Source organism: Sessilibacter sp. MAH3, from assembly GCF_054658275.1.
In genome coordinates, this window is sequence record NZ_BAAGIE010000001.1 from 240,779 (window position 1) to 252,906 (window position 12,128).

Here is a 12,128-nt window from a genome sequence, read left to right on the forward strand (position 1 = left end):
AGCGTGTATTAATTATCTCTATTATTACGTATTGATATTATTGGTTTTATTTTTATGTAAAACACTCTTTAAAACTGAATTGGTTTAGATTTAACCAATCTTTGAGGGCGCAATTATAATGTATAAAGATTTATATTTAAATTGCAAATATATGCCCTTAAAAGGCTAATTTTATAATAGAAAACATCTGGTTTATTGTGTTCTGTGATGTTTTTTTGTTTCGTGGTTTTTATTTTTTAACGCAGTAAATTCTAATTCAGTAATTTTGTGGCTAATCAGAGGCTTCTAAATTGTTGCATCAATTTTATTGTTGTTTATTTCTATTCGTAATCGGTTATGAATAAAGTCGAAGTCTCTACTGCGTTTTATATCTTCCATAAGTACATGAGCTTCTGGATAGGTTAATTTTAAATACGATAACCATTGTTTTAGTCGGTTACCTAAAAATTTATTGGGATGAGTATAGGTTGTTTGCAAAAAATACCTTAATACATAGTGTGCAACTTTACACCAAGGCATTGCTTCGATAGGTTCACCATTTAGGGCGCATTTTATTTGCAGTGCGAGGTCCGGTTTGGCAAGTAAGCCGCGGCCTATCATTACATCAACACAACCACTTTGATCACGCGCCTTAAAATAGTCGTCAACCGTCCAAATTTCACCGTTAATGATGACATTAATAGAAAGTTGTTCCTGAATTGCCTTAACGTAGCTCCAATAGGCAGGCGGTTTATACCCATCGACTTTACTGCGTGCGTGTACAACCAGTTCTTCGGCGCCGGCGCTTTCTAAGGCTTGTGCGTTTTCTAAAAAGCCAATTTTTTCTTCATAACCTAAGCGCATCTTCGCGGAAAGTTTAACGCCTTGAGGTAGAGATTGTTTGGTAGTGCTGACAATTTTAAATAAGGTGTCAGTCTTTTTTAGAAGAATTGCTCCACCTTCACTTTTGTTGACTGTTTTGGCGGGGCAACCAAAATTTAAGTCGATGGTTTTAGCACCTATTTTACTTGCTTTAACCGCGTTTAAGGCGATTGCCTCGGGATTGCTGCCAAGTAACTGCACGGACACTGGAACCCTGTGTTCGGTCTCACAATCACTAAGAATCTCTGGGAAGTGTTTGAGAAAAACTCGTGACGGGAGAGCGTGATTGGTTACACGAATAAATTCGGTAACGCAGCCATCGATGCCTCCAATTTCCGTCAGTATTTTTCGCATATGAAAGTCAACGACACCTTCCATCGGTGCTAGTAGGACTTTTGGCGATCGAGATTTGTTGTTGGCGAGATTGTTTAGCAAGTGCGTAACTCTGTGACAATGTGAATGTGATCAGTGCGCTTAATGATTTTGAAAGGCGAATTGTAATCGAATTAGATTCTATAGCCTCTTTATTTAAGGGTTTGAAATCCTACGACGTTGAATAGCATGCTCTAGGAGAGATTTTTTCTTTTTGTGCGTAATTAGGGATTATTTAACGAATTTGGAAACATTTAGTTTCTTTTTCTTTGCTATTCGGTGGATTTATAAGCTGTTTATGTTTCATAAACCTTGTAGTTACAAATAGAGTTAACTACAGATGTCTTGTATTACGCTTCTATGAAGAATTGTACTAATTTCAGGCTGTGTATGTAACTCTTTGATCTATAAGAATAATTTATTTTTCAGTTTTGGATAATGGGTTTGTAGTTCTGGGGCAAACTTGCCTACAAATTTTTTCGTCGCTACATTGACTGAACACTTTCGATGCTCTAACTCTTTGTAATTGAAACAAATTTTACGGGGCTTTTTACTCCTGCGGGAGTCTTTTGCTTGTCTGAAAAACGATTGTTTTATTAATAATTTCAACGAGTTCCGAGTGTTTCCTTTAGTTGATTAAGCAGGTCGGTATAGATCTTATGGCTGATTCGATATTACAACAGGGTTTCGACTTAATGTTGTTCGGTATGGGAACGGTGATGGTGTTTTTGGCGTTACTGGTGGTTGCGATGAATGTAATGTCATCGGTGATAGCCAAATTCCAGCCATCGCCCGTGATTACCGAAAAACAACCTTCAACAGAAGTTTCTGCTTCTGCCACTGTCGACCCTCATCTATTTAAAGTTATTCAAGCGGCACTAGATCAGCATCGTAAGCGCTGATTGCCTCGATTGTTTGAATACTTAAGCTCAGAGAAACATTATGGCTAACGAAAATAAACCTCTAGGAATTACCGACGTAGTTTTGCGTGATGCGCATCAATCGTTATTTGCAACGCGTATGCGTTTAGATGACATGCTACCCATTGCCGAGAAACTCGACCAAGTAGGATTTTGGTCTTTAGAGACCTGGGGTGGCGCGACCTTTGATGCGTGTATTCGATATTTGGGCGAAGACCCTTGGGATCGAATTCGTCAGCTGAAAAAAGCTATGCCTAAAACTCCCATGCAGATGCTATTTCGTGGTCAAAATATTTTGGGTTATCGCCATTACGCCGACGATGTTGTAACCAAGTTTGTTGAGCGTTGCGCAGTGAATGGAGTAGATGTATTCCGTGTTTTCGACGCAATGAACGACATGCGCAACTTAGAGACTGCTCTTAAAGCCGTTAAGGATGTTGGTAAGCACGCTCAAGGTACTATTTCGTTCACGCTAAGCCCTGTTCACAATCTAGAAATGTGGGTTGATATGGGGAAGCGTATTGAAGATACCGGTGCCGATTCGATCGCCATTAAAGACATGGCGGGCCTCTTAAAACCTTATTATGGTTATGAGTTGGTTAAGCGCTTGAAGGAATCTTGCTCGATTCCAATCCATATGCAATGCCACGCGACAACTGGTTTATCAACCGCTACTGCATTGAAATGTATCGAAGCAGGTATCGATAACATTGATACCGCCATTTCTTCTATGTCGATGACTTATGGACACAGTCCAACCGAATCCGTTGTGGCCATTCTTGAAGGAACCGAACGCGATACCGGCTTAGATTTGAATTTACTCGAAGAAATTGCAGCGTATTTCCGCGAGGTTCGTAAAAAATACGCGAAATTTGAAGGTTCGCTTCGTGGTGTAGATTCACGAATTTTAACGGCGCAGGTTCCCGGTGGCATGCTCACCAACATGGAAAACCAACTCCGTGACCAGGGTGCGACCGATAAATTTGATGCGGTTTTAGAAGAGATTCCTAGAGTTCGTGAAGATCTCGGTTTTATTCCTTTGGTAACTCCAACCTCTCAAATCGTGGGTACTCAAGCGGTGCTGAACGTGCTGACTGGCGAACGTTACAAATCGATCTCTAAAGAAACTCAGGGCGTGCTCAAAGGTGAATATGGTGCAACTCCAGCCCCCGTAAATGTCCAGCTACAAGCTCGCGTGTTGGATGGTGCCGAAGCAATTACTTGCCGTCCGGCAGATTTACTTGAGCCTGAAATGGACAAGTTAAAAACCGAGTTACTAGAGCTTGCCGCTGAAAAGGGCATTGCGTTGACCAAAGGCGAAGGTCAGATCGATGATGTTTTGACCTACGCTTTGTTTCCGCAAGTTGGTCTTAAATTCCTTGAAAATCGTGATAATCCTTCTGCTTTTGAACCTAAGCCGGGTGTGCCTGAGCCTGTTAAAAATGAAGCTGGCGAAGAGATTTACACCGTCACCGTTGACGGTAAGAGCTATACCGTTGCCGTTGCTGAAGGTGGAGATATTTCGTCATTGGCGCCGATTGGTGGTGCTGTAGTGCCTTCGGCATCCGCGGCAACTCCGGCACCTGTAAGCGGTGGTGAGCCAGTAGCAGCGCCTCTGGCGGGTAACATTGTTAAGATTGTTGTGAAACCCGGCCAAGCCGTTGCTGCGGGCGAGGTGCTTATAATTTTGGAAGCTATGAAGATGGAGACCAATATTTCTGCGCCAAAAGCCGGTACGGTTACAACTATTGATGTTAAGGCGGGTGATTCGGTTGCTGTTGGCGACTGTTTACTCAGCCTCGCCTAAACCGGAGGTTACACGTGGAAAGTATGCTAGCCCTATGGCAAGACTCCGGTTTGTACAACATGACCGGCGGCCAGATCATTATGATCTTGGTTGGAATGCTGTTGTTGTATCTCGCTATTCAGAAAAATTTTGAGCCACTACTGCTGATTCCAATCGGTTTTGGTGGAATCTTAGCCAATATTCCTGGGGCTGACTTGGCGCTCTCGGCTGCCGAGGCTGCCATTGCCAGTGGTGATCCTGAAGTTTTAAAAGCCATGGCTCAGGCTTTAGGTGTTGAGCAATGGCAAAATCTTAAACTATTAAAAGCGGCTTACGGGAATTCTACCGCCGAAATTCACTTGGCGGCCGTGCAAACGGCGGAGAACTTTGGTTTCACCAACGGCATGTTGTATAACTTTTACTCGGTTGCTATTGCGTCTGGTGTTGCGCCCCTAGTAATTTTTATGGGTGTTGGTGCAATGACGGATTTCGGCCCGTTATTGGCGAATCCTAAAACATTGTTTTTGGGTGCTGCCGCTCAGTTTGGGATTTTTGCCACAGTGCTTGGTGCTGTGGGCTTAAACGCCGCCGGTCTAATGGATTTTTCCATCGCAGATGCTGCGGCCATTGGTATTATTGGTGGCGCGGATGGCCCAACCGCGATCTATGTTGCGTCTTTGCTGGCTCCAGATTTACTGGGGGCGATTGCTGTGGCTGCCTATTCCTACATGGCTTTGGTACCAATGATTCAGCCGCCGATCATGCGTGCGTTAACCACGCAATCGGAACGCGAAATTGTTATGAGTCAGCTGCGCGAAGTATCTAAGGCTGAAAAGATCATCTTCCCAATTGTGATTTTGATTTTGGTCGCATTGTTCCTGCCATCAGCGGCGCCACTGCTAGGTATGTTCTGCTTCGGTAATCTTATGAAAGAATGTGGGGTTGTTAATCGCTTGAGCGATACTGCCCAGAATGCATTGATCAATATCACCACTATTTTCTTGGGTCTTTCGGTTGGCTCTAAGCTAGCGGCTGACAAGTTCTTAGATCCTAAAACCTTGGGTATTTTGGCGTTAGGTATTGTGGCCTTTGGTATTGGCACCGCAATGGGTGTTTTGATGGCTAAACTTATGAATCAATTTAGCAAGCATAAGATTAACCCGTTGATTGGTTCTGCCGGTGTGTCTGCGGTACCCATGGCTGCTCGTGTGTCCAACAAGATTGGTCTTGAGTCTAACCCACACAACTTTTTGCTTATGCATGCCATGGGGCCAAACGTTGCGGGTGTTATTGGTTCTGCGGTTGCCGCTGGTGTGATGATATCCATGGTGCAGAGCTTTTTAGGTTCTTAATTAACACATTTAGCACTATTCTAAATTCAGTACTATTCTAAAAAGAGTACTGTTCTAAAGAGCCTACTGCGGTTGCGTGGTAGGCTTTTTTGTTGGTGGTTTATAAGTTGATTTTTGATTATGTATAAAATCATTGTTTATGTTCCCAGTGAGTCCAAAGAAACCGTTAAATCTGCATTATTTGATGCGGGGGCTGGAAGAATTGGCGATTACGCCTGTTGCTGTTGGGAGGTGCTAGGTCAGGGGCAGTTTTTGCCTTTGCCAAATAGCCAACCATACTTAGGGCAAGAGGGCGAATTGGAGCGAGTGCCGGAGTTTCGATTAGAGCTGGTTTGCGAGGCGGCGCTGATTAAAACGGCAGTGTTAAAAATGATCGAGGCTCATCCCTATGAAGAGCCCGCTTATCAAGTGCTGCCGTTTTTAACGCTTGCGGACCTTTAGTCCAATTATTGTTGCTAACCCGTTCCTGAATAATTGCTTGCTGATGTGTCGATTGAGCTAATAAATAACTCGTGCTTAAGGGCCGTCTATTTCACGTCGATTAAAGTGACTATTTGCAAAGGAATTAGCCGTTGTTGGATGTAACAATATCGTTATGCACGGGAAAGACATTGTTCGAGTAATCAGTCAGATAGTTTTCGAGAGTGATTCGAACCACGGGGAAGGCGAGCTTATCCCAAGGGATTTGGTCGAAATCGAACAGTTCAACTTCCAACGATTCTGGCCCCGGACCAAAGTCTTGATTAGCGACCTCGCCTTTATAGAACACATACACTTGGTTTATGTAGGGAACACTAAAAACTTGGTACAAAGATGGGTTGCTGATTTTTACACGCGCCTCTTCCCAAGATTCTCGTAATGCTCCTTCTTCTATAGATTCACCGTTTTCCATAAAACCCGCTGGCAGGGTCCATAGATTCGCGCGCGGCTCTATTGCGCGTTTACACAGTAGGATCTTGTCTTCGAATACGGGTAGACAACCGGTAATAACTTTGGGATTTTGATAATGAATGGTTTCGCATTCAATGCAGACGTGACGGTTTCTGTCATCGCCTGCAGGAACTTGAATGCTGACTTTGGCGCCACAGTTACTGCAAAATTTCATGAAATAAATCCAAAGAAAGGTTTTGCAGTATATCTTAAATTATTGTGCGGCAGCTGTGGTCTCGAATGCTAAAATTTTTGCACTGATTGTTGGGTTTGTTTCTACAGGTAAATCGTCTAGGCCCTCATTGAGTACCCGGCGCAGACGATCAAAACTGTCGTGCATCATAGCCGACAGCGTGATACAGGCTTTCATCGGCGTACTGCTGGTCTTACGTTTGGCGTCGATTTGGAATTGCAATCCACGTAAGCGACGTTGCATATTTACAGGAGAGTTTTCGATGACAGCGTTAATATATTGCTCACGAAGAGCCTCAAACGCTGTTGGATCGTTTTTCGCTAACTCCATTAAGGTGTCGAAATCGGGTAGATCTTTTTGCATTGCTCGCCTCGCTTTGTGATTTCCTATACTGGCTTTGTGTCAGTCCTTTGTAAACAAATGCTATAAGAAGCCAGAAGAACTAAACAATTCCTGATACTATCAATCAGAAATTGGCGACCTAAATAATAATTTCTTATATAGAAAAACGTTTTCGCCATTTTAAAAAGGATTTTTGGCCTCTTGTTATGACGTCTATCATTCATATACAGGTAGTCATTGATGATTCACTTGATCATCGTTAATTTCTAGGAGTTAGATAACAAATATTTCTTATGCCTAATTTTTTTAAGCAAAATTTGCTTTCTATCGAAAATCTGCTTGTTCAGCAAAAAAACATCCGAAATGCTGGCGTTTTGGTCGGATTAGTACCTTTTGGTGACGATTATTCAGTGGTGTTAACTCGACGGGCAAGTCATTTGAAGTCTCATGCAGGGGAGGTTGCTTTACCCGGTGGAAAGTGGGAGCCCCAAGACGCCAATTTAATTGCCACAGCGTTGCGCGAAACCCACGAAGAAATTGGTTTAGAGCCCAGTGCCGTGGAGCTTATGGGCTGCCTGCCACTTCGAGCGTCGAAATTGGGTGTTAATGTGGTTCCGGTGGTCGGCATCATAGAAACGCTGCCGGTGTTGATTCCTAATCAAGACGAGTTGGACGAGGTGTTTTTGGTACCCTTGAGTTTTTTAAGAGAAGACTTAAGAACGCGCACAGATATTTTTCATCGTGCTGGAAAAGATCACTGGGCGCCAGCTTGGCAGTTTGAGTGCTATGAAATATGGGGCCTTACAGCTCGGATACTGGTGGATTTGATGCAATACGGGTTTGACGTCAATTTAACTCGTGAACATCAAGCCCCGGAGCGAACCTACTGACTAGGTAACCCTTTTTTAAGATCAATGCTGTGTTCGCCGATTTTGCCAGATAAGCTCTTCAAGCGTGAACAGAGTTTCGATAGTGTGTTATAACTCGGATCGATTCCACAACCTACGCCGTCTGTAAGCAAATGACCTTTAAATCATTCAAACCAAGTCAAGATTCATCAGATACTGGTGCCCGAGCTAAGCCAATCAACTCGCCATGTGTTTCTGTTTGTGTATTAAACGATGAAGACGTCTGCGTTGGCTGTTATCGAACGGGGTCGGAGATTTCGCAGTGGGGAAGAATGGCCGATGACAATAAGTTAGCCGTGCTTGAGCATTGCCGTGAGCGGGCAAAAAAACTGAATCCGTTTTTATAGGAGCTTCAGTTTTAGGTAGGAGCTTCAGTTTTAGGCGCACTTTGCAGATGTCTATGATTGATTCATCCGTGATCTAGCCGGAAGCCAAAAAGCAATTGCGTGATAGCCAATTTTTAGTCAAGTTCGATGATTTATGCTTGTTGGATTTGGCTGTGCATCCTTGCTGTGCTCAAAGCTCTCATTGAATTGAGGTATTAAATTAGAGGCTTCTTGGATTTGGATTTTTTGACTTTTGCCTTAACAATAACCTTGTCACTCAGTTCGATGACTTCGAATATATAGCCATTAAGTTTGAAGCTGATCAACCCGTCAGGGATGGATTGCAGGAATTCAACCGAAAGCCCGTTCAGGGTTTTTGGACCTTCGGTCGGTAATTTCCATCCCAAATGCTTGTTAATGTCACGAATTGACGTAGAACCATCAATCTCAAACCAGCCTTCGCCTACATCGGTAATTTCTTCGTAAGAGTCTTCGGCTGTATTGGTGGTAAAGTCGCCAACAATCTCTTCGAGAATGTCTTCTAGAGTTACCAATCCCTGAACTTCACCGTACTCATCGACCACAATTCCCATGCGGCTTTTTTCTTTCTGGAAGTTTAGAAGCTGATTACTCAGTGGTGTGCCTTCATGCACGAAATAGGGTTTTCTGGTGTAACGGCGTATCGCTGCATGCGTGACCGTGCTGCCTTCACTGGTAATAATGCGTGATGCATGGCGCAGGTGCAGGGTACCAATAACATTATTGATGTCGCCTTCATACACAGGTAAGCGGGTGTAGTCGGTGGTGCGAATTATGTTCATCAAGTGATCGATATCGTCATTAAGATCAAGGCCTACTACCTCATTGCGAGGAATCATAATATCTTCGACAACGGTCTTCTCAAGATCGAGTACGTTAAGCAACATGCCCTGGTGTTGATCAGGGATTAGGTCACCGGCTTCGTCAACTACGGTTCTGAGTTCGTCTGGATGTAACTGATCTTGTTTTGGAGCCTTGTCGGGGTCAACGCCAAACACGCGGGCTAAAGAGTTGGATAGGAAGTTAACCAACAGCACAATTGGATAAAACAGTTTAAGTAGCGGCTGTAAAACCCAGCTAAAAGGATAGGCTACGCGCTCAGGGTGCAGTGCGGCGACGGTTTTTGGGGTTACTTCTGCGAAAATTAATACGACGACGGTTAGGATTATGTTGGCTACCCAGATATAGCCTTCTCCGTATAAGCGTAAGCAGATCATGGTTGCCAACGCTGCGGTAAAATTATTGACTAAGTTGTTACCAATTAGGATAACGCCAATTAAACGATCTGGCCGATCGAGTAGGCGGGCAACACGTTTAGCGCCTTTATTACCTTTATTGGCGGCGTGTTTTAGTCGATAGCGGTTGATGGACATCATGCCTGTTTCTGAGCTTGAGAAAAAAGCTGAGAGAACAATTAAAAAAGCAAGAATGCCAAAAAGGGTGCTAATGGGTATATCGCTCAAGCGGGGAAAACCTGTGTTGATTAGTCAAGAGTGGCAGTGACGATAGTCTCTGTTTACCGTTATAAAGTACTTCTATGAAGAATTAATTCGATAACCAATTTACTTCCAAAATATGCCACCATTAGTGAGCAAAAGCCCGAGAGGGTCCAGCGAATTGCGCTGTTGCCGCGCCAACCTCTGACGTGTCTGCCCCACAATAATGTGGCATAAAGCAGCCAGGCAAAGATCGACAAAATAGTTTTGTGCACCAGCGACTGCGCGAACATATCTTCTAAGAAGATAAAACCAGAAACGATCGAGAGTGTAAGCGTTATTTCACCCGCCCAAACAATATCAAACAGTAAGGTTTCCATGGTTTGGAGCGGAGGTAATAATCGGATTCGACCGGTTGCATGCTTGTTGCGTAGCTGATGGTTTTGCCATGCCAGTAAAATAGCCTGAAGAGCTGCGATCATCAAAAGGCTATAAGCCAAAACCGACAGCGAAATATGAATAAACAGGCCGTGTGGAATATTGTTAAACGGTGTAACTGGGCCTTCTGCCAATAAGGCGGCAATAATCACACAGGCTGAAAAAGGGAACAGGAAAACAAATAAATTTAATATCGGTAGTCGCAAGCCGCTGATGGCGATTAAAAAATTCACTACGCAGGTGATCAACGACAGGGCGACAAAAAATCCCAGTCGGTAGCCGTCTTCGGCAAATACCAAGTGATAAATACTTAGGGCATGGGCGATAACGGCAAGACAACAGGCGGTGATTAGCCAAGACTTTTGGACATTCTTAAGTTTTGCAATTTGAAGTGAGATATATCCGCCAGACACTAAGTAAAGAAACACGGCAGCTATACTGGGGGCGAAGCTTGACATTACAGTTTGTAAATCACTCTCAGACTTGAAAAGTTCGTCAAAGACGAGAGTGTGTCACAGGAAAGCGGCATTTAGAAGGGACAAAGTTTGTAAATTTCTACAGACATTAGTCCTGTATCTACAAGTGATACGCATAACTGAGCAGAAAACGCCTCAAAATCAGGATTAGTCGTGCATTTCCCTAAGCATTGGGTATACTCTGCGGCCAATTTTATTCGTGTAATCATCACAACATACTGCATCTTATGTTTGAAAATCTTTCTGATCGACTCACGCAATCCTTACGCAGCATTACTGGTAAGGCAAAAATTACCGATGACAACATCCAAAAGACCTTACGAGAAGTTCGTAAAGCGTTGCTTGAGGCAGATGTTGCGCTGCCGGTAGTTAAAGATTTCGTATCACAGGTTCGCTCTAAGGCTCTTGGTCAGCAAATCTCCAAGGCGTTGAATCCCGGCCAGCAATTTCTAAAAATTGTTGAGCGCGAACTCGTCCTAACCATGGGCGAGTCCAACGAGATCTTGGATTTGGCCGCACAACCGCCTGCTGTAATTTTGATGGCGGGTTTACAAGGTGCTGGTAAAACCACTTCTGTTGCCAAGTTGGCGCGTTTTCTTAAAGAACGACAAAAGAAAAAGGTGTTGGTTGTTTCTGCCGACATCTATCGTCCAGCAGCGATTAAACAGCTGGAGACTCTTGCGGGTGAGGTTGAGGTTGAGTTTTTCCCTTCTACTGCTGAAGAGAAACCGGTAACCATCGCACAAAATGCCATTGCTCATGCCAAGCGTCAGTTTTTCGATGTGCTAATCGTCGATACCGCTGGTCGTTTGCATATTGATCAGGCGTTGATGGGTGAAATTAAGGATCTGCACGCCGCAATTAATCCTGTCGAAACCTTGTTCGTGATCGACGCGATGATCGGTCAAGATGCCGTTAATACCGCAAAAGCATTTAATGATGCTCTACCTTTAACGGGTGTTGTTCTTACCAAGGCCGATGGTGATGCCCGTGGCGGTGCAGCCCTTTCGGTTCGCCATGTCACCGGCAAGCCCATCAAGTTTTTGGGTGTGGGTGAAAAGGTTGACGCGCTTGAGCCATTTTATCCTGAACGTATTGCTTCTCGTATTTTGGGCATGGGTGACGTTATGTCACTTATTGAGCAAGCCGAGCAAAAAGTCGATCGAGAAAAAGCTGAAAAATTGGTTAAAAAAGTCCAAAAGGGTCAGAAATTTGATCTTGAGGATTTACGCGATCAACTCCAGCAAATGGCTAACATGGGTGGTATGGCATCCATGCTTGAAAAGCTGCCCGGAATGGGTGGTATGGCCAAGATGGCCGAGCAAGCGGATGTCACCAAACAATTCAAGCAAATGGAAGCTATCATCGGCTCCATGACTCCAGAAGAGCGCCGTAATCCGGACGTTCTTAATGGTTCACGTAAACGCCGTATCACCATGGGTTCCGGTACCGACATTCAAGATTTGAACCGTTTGCTCAAGCAACATAAGCAAATGGCGAAAATGATGAAGAAAATGAAGGGCGGTGGTATGGCGAAAATGATGCGCGGCATGGGTGGCATGCTTGGCGGTTTACCCGGTGGTGGTGGCCTACCTCCTGGTATGGGTAAATAGCCGCAAAACTCTCTGGCTCCTCTATACATTGGCGCGCGGTTGAAATATAATCGCGCGCCTTAAATTTTTGGGTAAATTCTTACTCAAGAGTTACCTTTCAGAAGACTATCTTCTATTAGACATAAATGTGTGGCAT

General features: G+C 44.0%; 12 protein-coding genes. 7 read left to right on the forward strand and 5 right to left on the reverse strand.

The genetic code is table 11. The annotated features are described in order from the left end of the window. Window positions 1–285 precede the first annotated feature (285 nt). On the reverse strand, window positions 286–1,296 hold the full coding sequence (locus ACYQ2C_RS00985; RefSeq protein WP_460048157.1) for a tRNA dihydrouridine synthase: 1,011 nt from the start codon (window positions 1,294–1,296) through the stop codon (window positions 286–288). A 596-nt stretch (window positions 1,297–1,892) separates the two neighbouring features. Here ACYQ2C_RS00985 and ACYQ2C_RS00990 point away from each other — a divergent pair. The 4 genes from ACYQ2C_RS00990 to ACYQ2C_RS01005 all read left to right on the forward strand — a co-directional run bounded on the left by ACYQ2C_RS00990 (window position 1,893) and on the right by ACYQ2C_RS01005 (window position 5,732). Further along, window positions 1,893–2,135, forward strand: a complete 243-nt coding sequence (locus tag ACYQ2C_RS00990; protein ID WP_460099144.1) for an OadG family protein — start codon at window positions 1,893–1,895, stop codon at window positions 2,133–2,135. Window positions 2,136–2,175: 40 nt separating this feature from the next. Beyond that, on the forward strand, window positions 2,176–3,960 hold the full coding sequence (oadA, locus tag ACYQ2C_RS00995) for a sodium-extruding oxaloacetate decarboxylase subunit alpha (protein WP_460099147.1): 1,785 nt from the start codon (window positions 2,176–2,178) through the stop codon (window positions 3,958–3,960). A 23-nt stretch (window positions 3,961–3,983) separates the two neighbouring features. After that, window positions 3,984–5,291, forward strand: a complete 1,308-nt coding sequence (locus ACYQ2C_RS01000) for a sodium ion-translocating decarboxylase subunit beta (protein ID WP_460048529.1) — start codon at window positions 3,984–3,986, stop codon at window positions 5,289–5,291. 120 nt (window positions 5,292–5,411) lie between these two features. Beyond that, window positions 5,412–5,732 carry an NGG1p interacting factor NIF3 gene (locus ACYQ2C_RS01005; RefSeq protein ID WP_460099150.1) on the forward strand — a complete coding sequence of 107 codons (321 nt, stop codon included), beginning with the start codon at window positions 5,412–5,414 and terminating at the stop codon, window positions 5,730–5,732. Window positions 5,733–5,856: 124 nt separating this feature from the next. On the opposite strand, the gene ACYQ2C_RS01010 is transcribed toward ACYQ2C_RS01005, so the two are convergent. Together ACYQ2C_RS01010 and ACYQ2C_RS01015 are read right to left on the reverse strand one after the other, a co-directional pair. After that, window positions 5,857–6,396, reverse strand: a complete 540-nt coding sequence (locus ACYQ2C_RS01010) for an NUDIX hydrolase (protein ID WP_460048152.1) — start codon at window positions 6,394–6,396, stop codon at window positions 5,857–5,859. A gap of 39 nt (window positions 6,397–6,435) precedes the next feature. Beyond that, window positions 6,436–6,777, reverse strand: a complete 342-nt coding sequence (locus ACYQ2C_RS01015) for a DUF3135 domain-containing protein (RefSeq protein WP_460099153.1) — start codon at window positions 6,775–6,777, stop codon at window positions 6,436–6,438. A gap of 272 nt (window positions 6,778–7,049) precedes the next feature. Between ACYQ2C_RS01015 and ACYQ2C_RS01020 the strand changes: the two genes are divergently transcribed. Beyond that, window positions 7,050–7,646 carry an NUDIX hydrolase gene (locus ACYQ2C_RS01020; protein WP_460048148.1) on the forward strand — a complete coding sequence of 199 codons (597 nt, stop codon included), beginning with the start codon at window positions 7,050–7,052 and terminating at the stop codon, window positions 7,644–7,646. A gap of 131 nt (window positions 7,647–7,777) precedes the next feature. After that, window positions 7,778–8,011, forward strand: coding sequence for a DUF1289 domain-containing protein (locus ACYQ2C_RS01025; RefSeq protein WP_460048147.1), 234 nt, complete (start codon window positions 7,778–7,780; stop codon window positions 8,009–8,011). 194 nt (window positions 8,012–8,205) lie between these two features. On the opposite strand, the gene ACYQ2C_RS01030 is transcribed toward ACYQ2C_RS01025, so the two are convergent. Both ACYQ2C_RS01030 and ACYQ2C_RS01035 read right to left on the reverse strand, forming a co-directional pair. Further along, entirely contained in the window at window positions 8,206–9,492 is a 1,287-nt protein-coding gene (locus tag ACYQ2C_RS01030) for an HlyC/CorC family transporter (protein WP_460048146.1), read from the reverse strand. 59 nt (window positions 9,493–9,551) lie between these two features. Then, window positions 9,552–10,361 (reverse strand): cytochrome C assembly family protein, encoded by an 810-nt coding sequence (locus tag ACYQ2C_RS01035; protein WP_460048145.1) that lies wholly within the window; start codon window positions 10,359–10,361, stop codon window positions 9,552–9,554. A gap of 245 nt (window positions 10,362–10,606) precedes the next feature. Here ACYQ2C_RS01035 and ffh point away from each other — a divergent pair, with 245 nt between their 5' ends. After that, window positions 10,607–11,992 carry a signal recognition particle protein gene (ffh, locus tag ACYQ2C_RS01040; protein WP_460099158.1) on the forward strand — a complete coding sequence of 462 codons (1,386 nt, stop codon included), beginning with the start codon at window positions 10,607–10,609 and terminating at the stop codon, window positions 11,990–11,992. Window positions 11,993–12,128 lie beyond the last annotated feature (136 nt).